The 17,955-nt window shown below is 33.2% G+C and carries 9 protein-coding genes; 4 read left to right on the plus strand and 5 right to left on the minus strand.

The genetic code is table 11. The annotated features are described in order from the left end of the window. Window positions 1–33: 33 nt before the first annotated feature. The 5 genes from FNW17_RS07170 to FNW17_RS07190 form a co-directional block, all read right to left on the minus strand. Window positions 34–1,269: a glycoside hydrolase family 71/99-like protein gene (locus tag FNW17_RS07170; protein ID WP_144071280.1), complete on the minus strand. Its 1,236-nt coding sequence runs from the start codon at window positions 1,267–1,269 to the stop codon at window positions 34–36. Window positions 1,270–1,342: 73 nt separating this feature from the next. Beyond that, window positions 1,343–2,857: a RagB/SusD family nutrient uptake outer membrane protein gene (locus tag FNW17_RS07175; RefSeq protein WP_144071281.1), complete on the minus strand. Its 1,515-nt coding sequence runs from the start codon at window positions 2,855–2,857 to the stop codon at window positions 1,343–1,345. Window positions 2,858–2,884: 27 nt separating this feature from the next. Then, on the minus strand, window positions 2,885–5,836 hold the full coding sequence (locus FNW17_RS07180; protein ID WP_144071282.1) for a SusC/RagA family TonB-linked outer membrane protein: 2,952 nt from the start codon (window positions 5,834–5,836) through the stop codon (window positions 2,885–2,887). Between the two features lie 30 nt (window positions 5,837–5,866). Next, window positions 5,867–6,949, minus strand: coding sequence for a hypothetical protein (locus FNW17_RS07185; RefSeq protein ID WP_144071283.1), 1,083 nt, complete (start codon window positions 6,947–6,949; stop codon window positions 5,867–5,869). 9 nt (window positions 6,950–6,958) lie between these two features. Beyond that, entirely contained in the window at window positions 6,959–7,477 is a 519-nt protein-coding gene (locus FNW17_RS07190; RefSeq protein ID WP_144071284.1) for a DUF5004 domain-containing protein, read from the minus strand. 443 nt (window positions 7,478–7,920) lie between these two features. On the opposite strand from FNW17_RS07190, the gene FNW17_RS07195 reads away from it, so the two are divergent. The 4 genes from FNW17_RS07195 to FNW17_RS07210 all read left to right on the plus strand — a co-directional run bounded on the left by FNW17_RS07195 (window position 7,921) and on the right by FNW17_RS07210 (window position 17,949). Further along, on the plus strand, window positions 7,921–9,519 hold the full coding sequence (locus FNW17_RS07195; RefSeq protein ID WP_144071285.1) for a DUF6377 domain-containing protein: 1,599 nt from the start codon (window positions 7,921–7,923) through the stop codon (window positions 9,517–9,519). 553 nt (window positions 9,520–10,072) lie between these two features. Beyond that, window positions 10,073–11,107 (plus strand): LacI family DNA-binding transcriptional regulator, encoded by a 1,035-nt coding sequence (locus tag FNW17_RS07200; protein ID WP_143390243.1) that lies wholly within the window; start codon window positions 10,073–10,075, stop codon window positions 11,105–11,107. A gap of 582 nt (window positions 11,108–11,689) precedes the next feature. Beyond that, window positions 11,690–13,120: a glycoside hydrolase family 125 protein gene (locus tag FNW17_RS07205; protein ID WP_143390242.1), complete on the plus strand. Its 1,431-nt coding sequence runs from the start codon at window positions 11,690–11,692 to the stop codon at window positions 13,118–13,120. A 1,625-nt stretch (window positions 13,121–14,745) separates the two neighbouring features. Beyond that, the gene (locus tag FNW17_RS07210) at window positions 14,746–17,949 is read left to right on the plus strand and encodes a SusC/RagA family TonB-linked outer membrane protein (RefSeq protein ID WP_144071286.1); all 3,204 of its coding nucleotides are present in this window, start codon (window positions 14,746–14,748) and stop codon (window positions 17,947–17,949) included. The last annotated feature ends 6 nt before the right edge of the window (window positions 17,950–17,955 follow it).

Genomic DNA, 17,955 nt, shown 5'->3' on the forward strand with positions numbered 1-17,955 from the left:
AAAGCTAATCATATAAGAAAATAAGATTTATTATTATATTTCTTTTAATAGTTGTACTGCTTTTTCAGGTTGCATGGAAACAAAATAACCGAAAACAGTATCCAATTTTTTTTGAATTGCAGCATCGCCTTTCTTCTCTTTTCTTAGATTGTAAAGCTTGCTAATCTCTGCAAATACTGAGCCTGTTTTTTGAACTCCAGCAAAAGCTTTTACTTTCTCAATATAGCTGTATCCAAATTCTTTTGTAGGTTCAAACATAGTTCCTTCTCCAAAATCGTTCCAAGTAATGAGTTGCAAATAATTAACATTGGCTGTTTTGCTCAATGCAAGCGTTTCGTCAAGAGTAGCGCCATTTTTGTGATCAATGGTCCATCCAATACTTGTACCGCCACCGCCTTGTGCATAATAATCATTGAATCCAGGATAAGCACTTCCCATAGCAACAGAGAGTTTTGGAAGATTATTTTTGTAAAAATCAGTTAGATATGTGCTGTTTTTATAAACCCAAGCATATTCTCCAGAAGCATTGACACCTGCATCCGCTGACTCGTTCCACAGGGTTAAAAAGGTTGGTTTTGGACTAAGATTACTCAATGCACTTGTCCATTCGGCAGGAGTTGTTAACGTAATTGGTCCAAAATTCAACAAAAGTGGCTTGTCGTTTATTTTTATATAATTGGCATCTTTAAAATAGTTGCTTTGCAAATAACTAAAATCTGTTTTTGCTGCACTTACAGTTGTTGGAGCTAATCCTGCCTGAACAATATTGCCCAAAAAGCGATCTTCATAAACAATTGCATATTCGAGTCCTACTTTGTCCAGCATGGCAATGAGTTGTTCCGTATTTTCCTTTATCATCGCATAGTCATTTACATTGTAAGTACCGTACCAATCGATTAAAAGACCATCAATTCCCGCATATTTCATCAATAACAAATGATTTTCTATGACCTCTTTGTCACCAGAATGATAAGGTCCGATGAGAGGATAGTAATGAGAGGCTATATCTCTTTGGCCATTTGCATTAATCGTATTTGGATTTTTGTTGGCCATAGTCCAATGGTATCCCCATTTGTGATCAGGACTACTTTCATTGGTTTCAAACCAAGTCATATAATGCATATAGATTTTGGTTTTATTGGTTTTTTCAACTGCTACAGGCGCCAAATTTTCAGTTACTAGAGTATCTGGTTTTTTTCCGTCGTTACTACAATTTGTTAAGAGCACCATGTAGATCATAGCTATAAATACTGTCATAAACTTTTTCATTTGTTTGTTTTTTAGTGTTAAAATATGTCAGCCTTCCGAGACTAACCAACAAGGAAGGCTGACACTGAATCACTTAGTTGTCTGGGTATCCAGGATTTTGCTCTAAGTTTTTATTGGTAACTAATACCGAAGTTGGTATTGGAAAAAGGCGTGTATTATGGCTGGCATCCGCTCCTTTTTCCCACCTTGGTAGGAAATAAGTGCCAAATCGGATATTATCGGTTCTTCTTCGTCCTTCAAAAATAAATTCACGAAGTAACTCTTTATCAATAAAATCAAGATTGATTGTTGCTGGCATTGCTGTTCCTGCACGTGAAGTGACTTGTTGCACAAATGGTGTTGCTAAATCAGGTGAGCCCATACGCACATAACATTCTGCCTGCATCATCAAAATTTCGGCATAACGAATTAAAACGAAGTCGTTATCACGTTCCCATTGGTCACCTGCTTTGGCTTCATATTTGTTTAATCGTATTCCCTCATTTTCTTTAGCATCTGCTAAACTTGTAATGTTTTCAGTGTAAGTAAGAGGTTCACCGCTATCCATTATGATTACAGAACCTGTGGCCAAATTAATTTGATCACCTACCAACATTGTACCTCTTCTTTTGTCAGTATCTGAGAAAGAAGAGTAAACGCCAGGTTGGGCACTCATACCATTGGCACTCCAAGGATAATCTCCAGTAGCCGAAAGCGTAAATTTGTGTAAATAATGAGCAGACATAGATGACATATAGTTTCCTAATGTCCCTGCTTTTGAATCATAAGGAATAGCAAAAATGATTTCACTAGAAGTTTGATTTTTTATAGCAAAATTGGCGAAATAATCTTGCGTTAATGAATAACCAGATATTTTTTGACACATATAGATACAATCCTGCCAACGTGCTATACCAACAAAGGCTTCGGAATTCAAGTATAATCTAGCCAGTAAAGAATAGGCCACATTTTTGGTGAGTTTTGAATACACAATGTTTGTTGACAAGTAAGGTAAAGCCTCCACTAATTCTTTTTCTACAAAATCATACACTTGTTTGCGTGTAGAATTAGTAGGCAAACTAAGGTCATCAAAACTAGTAACAATTGGCACATTACCAAACATATCCAAAAGCAAATAGTAATAGTAGGCTCTTATTGATTTTAGCTCTGCATAGATTGGTTTTTTTGATGCTTCACTTAAGTTTGATTTATCTATTTGATAAATAATGGAATTTACTTTAGCAATTCCTGTATAACAATAACGCCATGCAGATAATACCATTCCATTTCTTGGTTTTATGACATGTTTATGTGCATCTTGATATTGTCCTCCATCATACCAGTTTGAACCTCTGGTGGGAATGGTAGCTTCATCGGAAGTAATTTCGTTCAAAAAGAATACATATTCACTGGTTGGAAATGAATTTGAAATGGGATCGCTAAATCCTCTTAATGAAGAGTAGGCACCACCAACGAGGGCATTTATTTCTTTTTCGGTATTACCGAAATTTCCGTCTGGGACTTGATTATAGACTTGCTCACTTAGATCGGAACATGAAAAAGTTAAAAGTATGATTAAGAGTAAACCTCCTGTTATTTTGACTTTCATTTTTTTTATTTTATGGTTAGTAATCACTTAGTTTTTTAATGTAAAAAATAGCCCTAACGAAACCGTAGTTGGTCTTGGATAATTATTAAATTTATCAATTCCAGGACTCGCTAATCCCGTTTGATCTTGCCCATCATATGCATTCAAACCTATTTCTGGATCTACTCCGGAGTATTTTGTAAAAACAAAAAGGTTTTGACCAATTACGAATAATCTTAAACTAGTGTCTTTGTTTTTCATGGGAACTGTGTACCCTAAGGTAAGATTTTGAACTCTGAAAAAAGAAGCATCTTCTATCCAATGACTAGAATAAGTAGGAGGAGATTCAATGCCGCTGTTCAAGAAATCATCAGGTACATTATTTGATGGCATTCTCAAAGGATCGTAAAGAATCATGTTGGTTGCATTTAATACTTTTTGTCCAAACATTCCATAACCAGAAGCTTGAAAATCAAAGTTTTTATAGGTCATGTTCACACCAAGACCAAGATTAAAATCAGGTTGAATATCTCCTAAAGCTGATTTTTCATCGGCAAGGATAAATTCGCCATTTTCATCTAAACCTGAGGATTCGTAACCCCAAAACGTACCTACTGGATACCCTTCGGCTATGATTTGAGAATATTGACCTGACATACCAGGAAGTCCATGTAATGAGCCAGAAAGGATTATATCAGTTTCATAATTAGCATTCGATAACTTTTCAATTTTTTGTTTGTTTTGAGAAAATGTAAGATTGGCATCTATTGTAAAATCCTTAGTATCTACAATACTAGCATTCAAGGCAATTTCATACCCTTTATTAGACAATTCTCCAACATTTGCGAGCATTGTTCCAACCAAATAAGGAGGCTGTGGCACTTCATAAGTGTACAATAAATCACTTGTAAGTTTAGAATACACATCGATAGAACCTGTTAGTCTTTTGAAAAGACTAAAATCGACACCAATATTGGTTTGTGCAGTTGATTCCCATTTTAAATCAGGGTTTGCATTTTGCTTTGGAGAATAGGCCAAACTCCAGCTATCGGTAACTGGGTCATAATAACTATCATTTCCTACACCAAGAAGTGACAATGATTTGTATTCACCAATTCCATCTTGATTTCCTGTAACCCCATAACTAACTCTAAATTTTAAATTTGACAACCATTTTTCGGTTGATTTCATAAATGGTTCATTGGTAATATTCCAAGCTACTGCCGCAGATGGAAAAACTCCCCATTTATTGTTTTCGCCAAAACGGCTGGAACCATCTCTTCGTATTGTACCTGTAATCATGTATCTGCTGTCATAGGAATAATTTGCTCTGGCAAAAAGAGAAATCAAGTTTGATTTTCCTTTGTACGAATACACATCTCCTAATTGATAATCAGAACCTGCACCCAAATTATTGTAGCCAAATAAATCGGTTACAAAACCTTGTCTTTGCGCACCAAAACCTTCATAAGTGTTTTCCAAATACGAATATCCACCCATAACGCCAATGTTGTTTTTGCCCAAAACTTTAGTATAGTTTAAATAAGCTTCAGCTTGTGAGGTGATATATTCTCCGTATGTTTTTTGTGCATACCCAACTTGAGTTGTGCCTTCCATAACGGCATACGTAGGTTTGTAGGTATTGGTTTGCGTTCCATTATATTCCGATGATACATTAAGGACTGCATTGAAATCAGTAAGAAAGTTAGCTTCAGTTTTAAAATATCCTAAAAGCCTTGTTCTTTTGTTATTAGCAGTTCTATTTGTTAATATTTCAACTGGATTTTCATAAATTGTCCCTCCTATTGAAGTAAATTCTCCATTTTGATTATAAACCGGAATGGTAGGATTTAAATTATAAGCACGTTGAAAAATTCTATAATCAATAGGATTCCACTTATCGAAAGTGGCGAATATACCAGTATCAAATTTGATGGCTTTATTTAAAGCATATTGATGGCCGCTAATATTACCGCTTAGTCTTTTCAAACCAGATTCTTTTATAACTCCTTCATTGTCGAGATAAGAGACAGAGGATCTTATTCCATTCATTTCATTACTGGAAGATAGACTCAAAGTGTGTGAAGAAGTATAAGCAGTTTGCTCTAATTCTTTTTGCCAATTGGTAGTAGCTCCATAATCTACGGCATTTGTAAGTTGATTATCACGTACATATCCTCTCCATTGATTGGCCGAAAGCATATCAACATGATTGGTAGTAAAACCAACGCCCGTAAAACCATTATAAACAACGGTACTTGTTTTTGTGCCTGCTTTTGTTGTAATTATGATTACACCATTAGCTCCTCTTGAACCATAAATAGCAGTTGCCGAAGCATCTTTTAAAACATCAATCGATTTTATGTCCGAAGGTTGTATCACATTGATGTCAACTCCTGCAACACCATCAACAACCACCAATGGATTATTGCTAGCTGTTAACGATGTTCCTCCTCTAATGCGCATAGTCGAGCCAGAACTTGGATCACCAGAACCTTGTACAATTGCTAAACCGGCAACTTTTCCCTGTAATGCTTGCTCGGTAGAAGTTATAACCCCTTTTACCAAATCTTTTGAAGAAATTGATGTAATAGCCCCCGTAAGATCTGATTTTTTTACGGTACCATAACCCACAGAAACTACTACTGCTTCCAACAAGAATGTATCATCCTTTAAAGAAACGGTAATAGATGGTACTGTCGAAGCGTTTACAGGAATACTTTGTGTTATGTATCCCATATAAGAAATTTGAATTGTACCTTCTTTTGACATTTCTAAAACAAATTTTCCACTGAAATCTGTTAAAGTAGAATTTTTAGTGCCTATTTCAAGTATTGAAACACCTGGTAATGCTTCGCCAGTTTTATCATAAACGGTACCTTTCACTTTTTTTTCTTGAGCATACATTCCTATGGAAAGAAAAAGCATGAATGTTATCAAAATGACCAATTTGGTAGACCTATTTTGCAACGGGTCAGTTTTTTTATTTTTACTATTCATTAGAATTTATTTTTTGTTTATAGTGAATAATTAATCGAGTACTTTAAGTGTTATTACAGTATCCGAAATCGTTCTATTGGTATTGTCTTTAACTACAACATGGATTTCTTTTAAGTTTGGAATTCCATTTAGTTCAGACACAAGATTGATGAATCCTTTAATCTCCGCTGTATTTCCTGAAAATACTCCAGTAATAACTTTAGTGCCAGCTGTTACTGTATACGTAAGTTTGTTTATTCCGCGTTCGTTGTTTTTTCTAATTAGACCCAAGAAATCTTTTTGACTGATTTGCAAAGGAAAATAGGAAAATTCTGGAGGTGGTGGTGGAACAAATTCACCTGCATAGATAATTTGATCCGGCGATGTTGCAGCCCAATCTTTTGCAACCATTAGAAAAACAATATTTTCCATTACATATCCAGCAGGTGTTCCATAATATTGTGATGGAATAAGATCCATTTTATAAAAACCATTCCCTAAATCTTTCAACTGCGTTTTTGCTGAAATATCTGGAAGCCAAGCCTGATATTCTTGCAATACATTCCAGTTATTTATGCCACTATGAAAATGCACACTTGGCACACCGACAAATCCGGGTACTAAATTTGAATTGAATAGGATGCTTACTCCCTGGTCGACAAGTGGTTTTTCTGGATACGATTTGATCATTTGATTAGCGGTATAGAAAGCAGAAAAATCGGTGTATGCAACATTACCTACACCAGATTGTTTGGTTCCTGTTTTATCTTTAAGGCGGAACCAAAAACCTGCACTAGCAGCTATTTCAGCAGGAGTTTTCGAAAAATATAGGGTAGGAGTCAGTGTAAAACTCCATCTCATGTCTCCTTCATATTTTAATTTGGCAAAATCAGATGAGTTCGTCCAATTTCCTGCATCGGGTTCGGATGGAGACCAAATCCAGATGTAAAGATCTTCTCCTGGTGAAAATGTGGTAGCCGAAAGATCAAAAGTCCAAGTAACCTGTTCATTATAGGCATAAATAACAGGGTAGGATTTAATACTACTAATATCTCCAGCTTCTATAGGTTGAGCCTGCATGAAATTTGGAGCCAGCAAAAATATCATTAAAAGGGTAAATATAATTTTTTTCATATCATTTAGTTATTTAATGGTATTTAATTTGAATACATAAGAGATAAATGCAGCTCCACCAGAAATTCTAACGAGTTGGATCTCCATTTCTCCATTGCTGTTTGGAACCGATGTTACTCTAAATTCACCAATTGATTTCGTTTTGGCTTCATCATTATACAAGTAAATTTTCAAAGGGCTTGAATCCGTTGGTTGAAAAGCTGAACTCAGTTTCCAAAAGCCCTTTGGAGGAAATAATGGAGGAACATTTCCGGTAACTTCGTAACTGGTTGGATTCATTTTTTCATTAACACTAAAATTAATCTTAAAGTCTGCATAATTAAATAGAGTACTCAAGTTTTGCTCATCGGGTTTGATTTTATTTGTTTTTGCAAATTCATCAACCATTTTCAAATTCATTAGACTCCAATCTCCGTTCACTTTTTCATAAAGTGTGATTGGTTCTGCATAGCTACCATCATCAATTTCATTACAGCCAAAGGCTAGTAAACTCATGATGGCTAAAAAAAAAATACTTTTACATTTCATAAATTTGGTTTTTTTAATTAGTTTAGATATCCCATAAAAGGATTAAACGAAATTAACAGAAAATGAAATGTAAAAAAAAAGATAGGAAAAAAATCAAGGTTTTATAAATGTCATTATGTGTATAAAAATCTAATAATCAATACGATAAACTTGTATTTGCAAATATAAAATCAAGAGAGAATACAGTATTTAAATCTGTTAAAAAGCCCAAAATAATAATAATATTGAATTTTTTTGGCGTTATTTTTTCTCATATCATATAAATAGTATTATTATTTAATTTTATAATAAAAAAAGTTGTTGTTCCTTAGCAAATAATTAACTGTGTTTTTTAAGTTATAGCATTATAAAGAATAGTGTTTTAAAAACTTTATCTTTAATCGCTATATGCCACCAAATTGTTCTTGTTGAAAAGAAAGGTTCAAACCCAAAAAAATCATCCCATGAGTAGAATATTTATTTATTTTATTTTCCTTGCCAATATTGCTCTCTTCGCGAATGAAATAAATCCTACCCTTAAGGATTTAGATAAAATTCTGGAAAAAAAAGAGTTTTACATTCAACAGAAATATACAAGAATAAAAAGCTTCAAAATAAACGTCAATAAATTTACTTTAAGCCAAGACAATATAAATCTTTGCAAAACGTATTTGCAGTTGTTTAACGAATACCAATCGTTTAAATATGACTCCGCTTATTATTACTTAGAAAAAGCAAAACAAAAAGCAATTATTTTAAAAGACCCACAATTGTTATCAAAAGTTCGCATCAAAGAAGGCTTTGTCCTACTTTCATCAGGTTTATTCAAAGAAGCTATAGATACTCTCGCGATTATTAATACAGATAAACTAGATATTGATAACAAATTCGATTATTATTCGATTAATGCCCGAGCCTATTATGATTTAGCGGACTACAATAAAGATGATCGGTATGATATTAATTATATTCAAAAAGGGAATCTTTATTTAGAAAAAGCATTAGGTCTAATTAAAAAAAACACAAATAAATATTGGGCAACCGAAAGTCTAAAACGATTGAAACAAGAAGATTGGAAAGGAGCCGAATTTGCATTTAATTATTGGATAAATAATTTTAAACTTCCTCCAGAATATTATGGAATTGCCACTTCGAGTCTGGGATATATTTATTCCGAAAGAGGAGATACAGAAAAAGCAATTCAGTATCTGATACTTGCTGCGATAGCAGATGTGAAAAATGCCACCAAAGAAACCGTGGCATTGCGTAATTTGGCAAATGAACTCTTTAAACTGGGCTATTTGGACAAAGCCAATGAATACATCATTTTAGCAATGGATGATGCTACCTTTTATGATGCAAGACATAGGAAAATTGAAATATCATCAATATTGCCTATTATCGAAAAAGCCCAACTCAATAAAATAAAAGATAAAAATGATATGTTGCAAAATATTGTATTATTACTTACAGTATTAAGTCTTATAATTATTTTTTTTATTGTAATTATTTTCAAACAATTGAAAGAAAGAAATAGATCCAGAAAGGCAATGACTACCTCCTACAGCCAAATGCAGGAAATGAACACATGCCTAGGTGAGGCCAATATCATCAAAGAAGAGTATATAACTTATTTTATAAAAGCCACATCTGAACTTATTAATAAAATGGATCATATCCAAAAAAGTACGCTTCATAAAATAATAGCCAAGAAAACAGAGGAAGTTGTTGCTAGTCTAAAAAGATATAATCCAAGGGAAGAAAGAGAAAAACTTTTTCGTCAATTTGACGAAATTTTCATAAAATTGTTTCCCACTTTTGTATCCGAGTTTAATATGTTTTTTCCAGAAGAAAATAGAACCATAATCAAAAAAGGAGAAATTTTGAATACAGAACTCCGAATTTTTGCGCTTCATAGATTAGGCATTCAAGATTCCAATCAAATTGCTGATTTTTTAGAACTCTCTGTTACTACAATATATTCTTACAAAACCAGAATAAAAAGTAAGTCAAATCATAAAGAGGTTTTTGAGGAAAAAATTATGGAGATCAAAAGGATATAGTAAGTGTTTGAGCGATCAAATGCCTAAACAACATAATAAACTGGTAATTTATTAGAGGTAAGTCACTTGTTATTTTGCAAATTAGGACTTGATAATTTATACTAAAATAAAAACAAACCAAATGTGTTTTCATGAATCTAATCTGTTTGGTGAACGAACCCTTGGTATAAAACACGAACCTTTTATTAGAAGATTTAAAATTGTTAGCTGATTATTTTGAAGAGAAAAGTTACTAAAAAATATATCTTTTATGAGAGGAATAGATGTTTTTTTTTGAACGCATAGAAATATAGATTTATCAAATGTTATTGAGGTGTAAAAGTCAGATAATCTAAAATCATATTTATGTTTTCAACGATATGTAATGTTGGCACTTGTTTTCCTTTTTATAATTTAATAGTGCTAATATTATTTGAACTGTTCCTATGATGTCATTATCTCCAAGCAAAAGGATCTTTGTAATCATGCGTAATTCACTAAATTAAAAACTACAATATTAATTTCACTATATTTGAACCACAATTTATGATTTAAAATTAAAAATGGTTCTCAAATGAATAAAAAACCTGTTTCTATTAGAAATATAGCAGACGAATTAAAAATATCTGTAACTACTGTATCTTTTGTTTTAAATGGCAAGGCAAAAGAAAAACATATTTCGAAAGAAACGACAAAAAAGGTTTTAGATTATGCAAAATTAATAAATTACAGACCTAATCAAATTGCACAGAGTCTTCGAACTGGGAAATCAAAAATTTTGATTTTTATGGTTGAAGATATTTCAAATAATTTTTTTTCAAAAATAGCTAGAATCTTTGAAGATATCGCCTACGATTTAGGATATAAAGTTATTTTTTGCAGTAATGAAAATGATGATGCGAAATCTAATGAACTCATTAGTTTATTTAATTTTCGCCAAGTTGACGGGTTTGTTATTGTGCCGTCGCCAGGTATAAAAGACACTATTGAGACTTTAATGAAAGATAATATACCTGTTGTGTTATTAGACAGGTTTTTTGATGGATTAGAATGTAGTAGTGTCGTCATAGATAACGAAAAATCCACTTTTGATGCAACATTACATTTGATCCACAATCAATTTAAAAATATTGGTTTTATTACTATTGCGCAAGAACAGACTCAGATGCAAGGTCGTCTTTCTGGATATGTAAAAGCCGTAAATGAAAATGGCTTAAAACCAATCACACTTGAAATTCCATATGATGAAGTCTATAAAGGAAAAGGCAAAGAACGTATCAAGGATTTTTTTGATAAGGAAACAAGTTTAGACGCTGTATTTTTTGCGACCAATTATTTGGTACAAATAGGACTGGAAGTCTTTAAGGAAAATAACCCATCCTTGATAAACAATCTTGGAATTGTATCCTTTGATGATAATGATATGTACAAAATTTACAGCCCTACTATTACATCTGTTTCTCAGCCTTTAGTAGAGATAAGTACTGCATTAATGGAAGTGTTATTACCTCTTTTGAAGAAAGAGGATGGAATGATTGAAGAGCCCCATAAAATAATACTGAAAACTGAGCTAATTATTCGTGAATCTTCATTAAGTAAAAAGATGTGATTTTAGAAAGTTACGATCTTTAATTTTTACTAATCTGATTGTCAATCTTTAAATTGATTATCAGATTTTTTTTTATTCCAATTCGAAAACTGTAGCATTTTTTTATTATATATAATTCCCAACGTGCTTTAATTAAATTTTTATTACTACTCTAGAGTGTTTTAACATCGTTTTATTGAGTTATGTTTAAAATAATGCTTTAAAATAATGCTTTATTTGTTAATTTAATATAAATTTTGAATTTAATAAAAAAATTTTTATTTTACTAAAACGTTTTAGTACTTTTGCTTTTAATTATTAATAATTTGACCTTTAACGATTAGGATTTATTCTAGCCTTTCAACTTGAAAATAGCAAATTCTGATATAATGAATAGTAATCAAAATCGATATACTATAAAGAAAAAATTAATAGAAAAAAACTATTAAAAAAAAATGACTGAGCTAGTCTGAATTAATGAATGCGACAGCACTTGAATTTAATCTATCAGCGGCAACAAATAACTAAAGAGGAATTTATAAAGAATATTTCTGTATTCATTAATTAATAATTGGATAACAAACAATTTAAAACATAACAGTAATGCAAAGAAGAAAATTTATCCAGAACACTGTTCTATTTAGTAGTTTAGCGCTTATTGATCCTATGATAGTAATTGCCAACACCAAGGTAATCAGAGATTTTCCGATTGTGAGGGTGGCAAAAGATAAAAGGAATTTTGAAAGTGAATTTATTGAAAAAACAATCGCTGAATTTCAAAAAAACATAAAAGATAAAGAACTTGGGTGGTTGTTTAATAACTGTTTTCCTAACACACTTGATACTACCGTAACCTATTCTCAAAAAAATGGCAGACCCGATACGTATGTTATCACGGGTGATATTGACGCTATGTGGTTAAGAGACAGTTCTGCACAAGTATGGCCGTATCTGGCTTTTGCAAGTAAAGATCTTAAATTGAAAAACCTGATTGCAGGGGTTATATATAGACAAACAGAATATATTCTGAAAGATCCTTACGCGAATGCATTTTATAATGACGCTAACAAAAAAGGAGAGTGGACAACGGATCATACCGATATGAAACCTGGAGTTCACGAGCGAAAATATGAAATAGATTCACTTTGTTATCCCATCAGACTTGCCTACAATTACTGGAAAAATACTGGAGATGTTGCCCCTTTTGACGAAAATTGGGTGAAAGTTATTAAAACGACACTTAAGGTTTTCAGAGATCAACAGCAAAAAGATGGTAAAAATCCATATACGTTTCAAAGAACGACACAGTTTGCTACAGATACAAGGCCGTTAAAAGGATATGGTTATCCAGTTAAACCTGTAGGTCTTGTTTGTTCTGCTTTTAGACCAAGTGATGATGCTACCGTTTTTTCATTCCTAGTACCTTCAAACTTTTTTATTGTAACCAGTATGAATCAGGCTGCAGAAATGCTTGAAAAAATAAAAAAAGACAGTACGACAGCAAATGAGCTGCGAGCTTTAGGGGACGAAGTTGCAAAAGCTCTTAAAGAACACGCCGTGGTTAAACATCCTAAATATGGTGACATTTTTGCATTTGAAGTGGATGGTTTTGGAGGGCACTTGCTTATGGATGATTCAAATGTGCCGAGTTTACTTAGTTTACCTTATTTGGATGCTATCGATGTAAACGACCCGATTTATCAAAATACTCGGAAGTTTATTTTTTCGGAGGATAATCCATTTTTCTTTAAAGGAAAAGCAGCCGAGGGTATTGGTGGGCCACATTGTGGGATGGACATGATCTGGCCTATGTCTCTCGTTATGAGAGCCTACACAACTTCGGATCAAAACGAAATAAAAGAGTGTATTAGAATGCTTAAAGCATCGCATGCAGATACTGGTTTTATGCATGAGTCTTTCCATAAAGATGACCCTAAAAATTTCTCAAGATCTTGGTTTGCATGGACAAATACTCTATTTGGAGAATTGCTTTGGGATACTTATCAAAAAAATCCAAAATTACTAGAGCTGTAGTAATAATATAGATTTTAATTTTTTATAAAATGATAAAATTTAAAAAGAATATTATTCTTACAAGGCTTATAGCGTCATTTTTTTTAGCTATACTGCTGAAGCTCAATAACTTGCCTAAAGCCTTGCCAATGGGAAATATACAGCTTTAGTAAATCCTTTTATTGGAATCCAACCTTTTCTGGACACCAAATAATTGGATATACCCCTCCAGCTAATATGCATATATGGGCAGGTTTGGTTTTTCAGGGTTCTTCTGCTCTTAATGCAATTGTACAGTTAAGCCCAATAACAGAATATAGCTCTGGTGCAGGTTATTTTGACGATAATTTTTTTTAGTTTTTACGCATGCCAATAAAGGGCATTGGTACCTTTGCCATATTCCGCTTTTGACTCTACCAGAAGAGGTGTCTTTTCCATACAAATCAACTTTTAACATGACCAGGAAAAGTAAGTCTAGCATATTATCGAGCTTATTTAAAAGAGTTTAATGTTCAGGTAAAGCTAATGGAGGGATAACAAATAATGCGAAAAAGCAAAGAATTTTAAACTAAACCTTAACTTTTAAAATCGGTAAAATCATATAAAGCAACTTCATTTGAATACAGAATCAACGCAGGATATCAGGAATGGATTTCAGAAGAAGACGATTTCTTTATATTGAAAACTCGAATAACTGAACACTAACAAATAATTACATTTTTTTTTAAAATAGTATCTATGGTCAAACAATTATTTAAAAACCAAACTGCAAAATTTTATTATTAACAATTCTGGCATTTAATCAAAATCAGGTGTTCTAAAACGTTTTTTTGCACACTTTTTTAGGTTTAAATCAGATTGTAAATTTTTTGAATATTTTGGACTAAGATTTTTTTGAACTGTTTATAATAAAGTTTTATAGTCATTTTATCTTTTTTTTCTGTAAAACAGTATTCTTTTTTAATTTCTGAAAGCTTTGTATAATGTTAATAGTTTAATGTTTTGGTATTAACAAAACGATTTTGTGAATTATTTACAACAAAATAATGATTTATATAAAAAAAACAAAAAAAACAGAGATATGTGGAATTAAATTTTTTTTACTAAAACGTTTTAGTATATTTGTATATCTTTTAACGAACCATTAACAATAACCATTATTATGAAACAAAAAATTTTCTTAGAAACTGTTTTTGTGAAGAAGCACAATAATCTTTTTAAGGTCATTAAAAATTAAGTATAGTAAAGTTGCTGTAATTAGTTAAAACCCTTTTTTATAGGAGATAAGTTACCATGAAATACAGTGGAATTCTATATATCGTTTTCTGTAGCTATTATTTAAATAAAAATGGATATTACATTATAATGCTACTTCTTGTTAAATATACAGAAAGTCTTTCTGAAAGAAACTTCGCGAAGATAAGGTATTTGGCTTATGTCAAATCTTTATTGAATTAATCTAAATAGTTTCATTAGGACAAACAATAACACTAAAATATTAATTACTAACTAAAAAACTTAATATGGGATGAAATGAAAATTTTTTTTTAAGATGATTTATTAAAAAACAGAAAACAGTTACAGATTTTCAATTTTTAGTGAATAATATGAACTAAATCTATATAATTTAAAGCTAAAAAATCATAATGAATGAAATATTAGAAACAATGATTAGGGAGGTATCTCTATACTTTTTAAGAAGAAATTTAAAAATAAAACTATTAGCATTTATACTAATACCAGTATTATACGGTACTCCAGCAAATGCAATTCCAAACAATTCAAAATTGGGGTTAGGTGAGAATATAAAATTCATTAATTTAGGATCAATAAACGCTGGCCTACAAACAGGAATTACAGGTTCTATTCGAGGTGTGGATGGACTTCCATTGCCAGGAGTAGGTATAGTAATAGTTGGGACGAAGAAAGCAACAGTAACAGATTTTGACGGAAAATATTTGATTGATGCAAAAAAAGGGAATGTTTTACGGTTTTCTTATATTGGAATGAAAATGATTGATATCACCGTTGGAGATAAGACTACTATAGACGTTGTATTAGAAGCGGATATTGCCACACTAGATGATGTTGTAATAGTGGGCTTTGGAAAGCAGAAAAAATTGGCCCTAACCGGTGCGGTTACTACTGTGGATGTAGATGATTTGAAATCCAATCCTACCTCGAGTTTGTCAAATGCCTTAGCTGGAAATGTAGCGGGAGTCATGAGCATGGCAAATTCAGGCCAACCAGGAAAGAACATTTCTGAATTCTGGATTCGGGGGATATCTACTTTCGGTGGGGGTAGCAGCCCTCTGGTTTTGATAGATAATATCGAGCGTAGTTTAAATGAAGTGAATATTGAAGATGTTAAAACAATTACAGTATTAAAAGATGGTGCGGAAACGGCTATGTATGGTTCCAGAGGAGCAAATGGCGTGATACTGATTACCACAAAAAGGGGAAGTGACGGCAAAATAAAAATAGATTTTAAAGATGAATTTATTTACAATTCCAGAACTTTTACACCTGACTTTGAAGATGGTTTAACTTATGCTAATCTGTTAAATGAATCGCGTATTACCCGTAACCAAGGACCAATTTATAAGCCAGAAGAATTGGAAATTTTACGTTTAGGTTTGGATCCCGATTTATATCCGAATGTAAATTGGAAAGACAAACTACTAAAAGATGGGGCCATGACGTATCGTGCTAATTTAAATATGAGTGGTGGTGGACCAACTTCCCGGTATTTTGTTTCGGGCAGTTATATAGACGAAGGCGGTATGTACGCAGTTGATAAATCGCTAAAAGACGATTATAATACCAATGCAAATTACAAACGCTGGAACTACCGCATCAATGCGGATTTTAATGTCTCTACAACAACAGTTGCAAAAATAGGTGTTGCTGGTTCCCTTAGTAAAAGGAACAGCCCAGGACTTGGTGACAATGATTTTTGGAACGCACTATTTGGCTACACACCCATTCGTACACCTATTCTTTATTCAAATGGTTATGTGCCGGCAATTGGAGGAGGGAATCAGACCAATCCTTGGGTTTTGGCTACCCAAACGGGATATAATGAGAATTGGATAAATACTGTACAAACCAACTTTACTGTTGAGCAGGATTTTAACTTCATTACGCAAGGTCTTAATATGAGAGGAATAGTTGGCTATGATATCGGAAATACGAACGACATACAACGCCGTAAATGGCCCGAACAATGGCGAGCTGATCGAGGCCGTGATGCAGACGGGAATTTAGTCTTTTCGCATATTTCTGACCCAATTGAATTGAATCAGGCCAGTTATTCATCCGGTAATAGACTCGAATTTTATGATTTGATGCTTAATTATGACCGTGGTTTTGGCGGCCATACTGTTGGCGCAGCCTTACGATTAACGCGTAATGAATTTGTACAGACAGTGAATCTTGGCACTGATATCAAAAATGGTATTGCCAGAAGAAATCAAAACATGGCTGGAAGGATTCTTTATAACTGGGAAAACCGCTATTTTGTTAACTTCAATTTTGGTTATAGTGGTTCAGAGAACTTTGCTCCTGGGAAACAATATGGATTTTTTCCTGCTATATCAGGTGCTTGGAATATAGCTGAAGAGCGTTTTATTAAAAACCATTTAGATTGGATTAATGTGCTTAAAATAAGATATTCTTATGGTAAAGCAGGGAACGATCAGTTAGCCGGTGGAGAACGTTTCCCTTATTTATATACAATCTCAGAGATACCTGCTGGAGGCTATCAATATGCTGACTATGGCTCTGATAGGTATTATGGAGGAATGATTTATTCACAAGTAGCCTCGACCAATGTAACCTGGGAGGTGGCAACAAAACAAAACCTAGGTTTTGACATAGAAGCTAGAGGCTTTTCAGCAAATTTAGATTTCTTTAACGAGAAACGTACAGGGATTTACATGGCAAGGGATTTTTTGCCTGCTATGGTCGGATTGGAAAGTACGCCAAGAGCTAATGTAGGAATCGTAAAAACAAGTGGTTTCGATGGACGTTTCAATTACACGAAGCAAGTTGGAGAAGTAAACATGACTGCAAGAGGTAATATTACCTATAGTAAAAACGAGATTGTTGAAAGAGATGAAGAGAATAATGTCTATGGCTATCAGAATCAAGAAGGCTACCGCATAGACCAGTCAAGAGGACTGGTATCTTTAGGTTTGTTTAAAGATTATGATGATGTTCGAAACAGTCCTAAGCAGATGTTTGGAGATTACCAACCTGGAGATCTTAAATATAAAGATGTAAATGGTGATGGAATTGTTAATGACGGTGACCGCGTAGCAATAGGAGCAACCAGACGCCCTAACTTAATTTACGGAATAGGTGCTTCTGCCATTTGGCGAGGATTTAGTCTTGGTGTGCTTTTTCAAGGAGCTGGTAAATCCACTTTTTCTACTTATGGAAAAACGGTACATGCATTTAGCGAAGGAGAGTGGGGGCAAGTTATGAAAGGTGTTATGGGAGATAACCGTTGGATTTCTGCCGATATTTCTGGAGATCCTTCTACAGAAAATCCTGACGCTTCCTATCCGCGCCTAAGCTTTGGCCCAAACTCGAACAACTTTAGGGAATCAAATTTCTGGCTTAGGGATGGTAGTTACATACGTTTTAAAACGTTAGATTTAGGCTATAGCTTGCCAAAAAGGATAGCTGGTAAAGCGAGAATGGAAAATATTCGATTATATTTCGTGGGAAGTAATTTGGTGACTTGGTCTAAGTTCAAACTTTGGGATCCAGAATTAGCCTCACCTAATGGAGAAGCGTATCCTCCTGTCAAATCCTATACACTCGGAATTTCTCTTAATCTATAAAATGAA

It is taken from the genome of Flavobacterium franklandianum, assembly GCF_007097365.1.
Classification (GTDB): domain Bacteria; phylum Bacteroidota; class Bacteroidia; order Flavobacteriales; family Flavobacteriaceae; genus Flavobacterium; species Flavobacterium franklandianum.

What these genes read in the sequence shown, in the direction of transcription:
- FNW17_RS07170 (WP_144071280.1), bottom strand. Translation starts at nt 1,269, where the DNA reads ATGAAAAAGTTTATGACAGTATTTATAGCTATGATCTACATGGTGCTC.
- FNW17_RS07175 (WP_144071281.1), bottom strand. Translation starts at nt 2,857, where the DNA reads ATGAAAGTCAAAATAACAGGAGGTTTACTCTTAATCATACTTTTAACT.
- FNW17_RS07180 (WP_144071282.1), bottom strand. Translation starts at nt 5,836, where the DNA reads ATGAATAGTAAAAATAAAAAAACTGACCCGTTGCAAAATAGGTCTACC.
- FNW17_RS07185 (WP_144071283.1), bottom strand. Translation starts at nt 6,949, where the DNA reads ATGAAAAAAATTATATTTACCCTTTTAATGATATTTTTGCTGGCTCCA.
- FNW17_RS07190 (WP_144071284.1), bottom strand. Translation starts at nt 7,477, where the DNA reads ATGAAATGTAAAAGTATTTTTTTTTTAGCCATCATGAGTTTACTAGCC.
- FNW17_RS07195 (WP_144071285.1), top strand. Translation starts at nt 7,921, where the DNA reads ATGAGTAGAATATTTATTTATTTTATTTTCCTTGCCAATATTGCTCTC.
- FNW17_RS07200 (WP_143390243.1), top strand. Translation starts at nt 10,073, where the DNA reads ATGAATAAAAAACCTGTTTCTATTAGAAATATAGCAGACGAATTAAAA.
- FNW17_RS07205 (WP_143390242.1), top strand. Translation starts at nt 11,690, where the DNA reads ATGCAAAGAAGAAAATTTATCCAGAACACTGTTCTATTTAGTAGTTTA.
- FNW17_RS07210 (WP_144071286.1), top strand. Translation starts at nt 14,746, where the DNA reads ATGAATGAAATATTAGAAACAATGATTAGGGAGGTATCTCTATACTTT.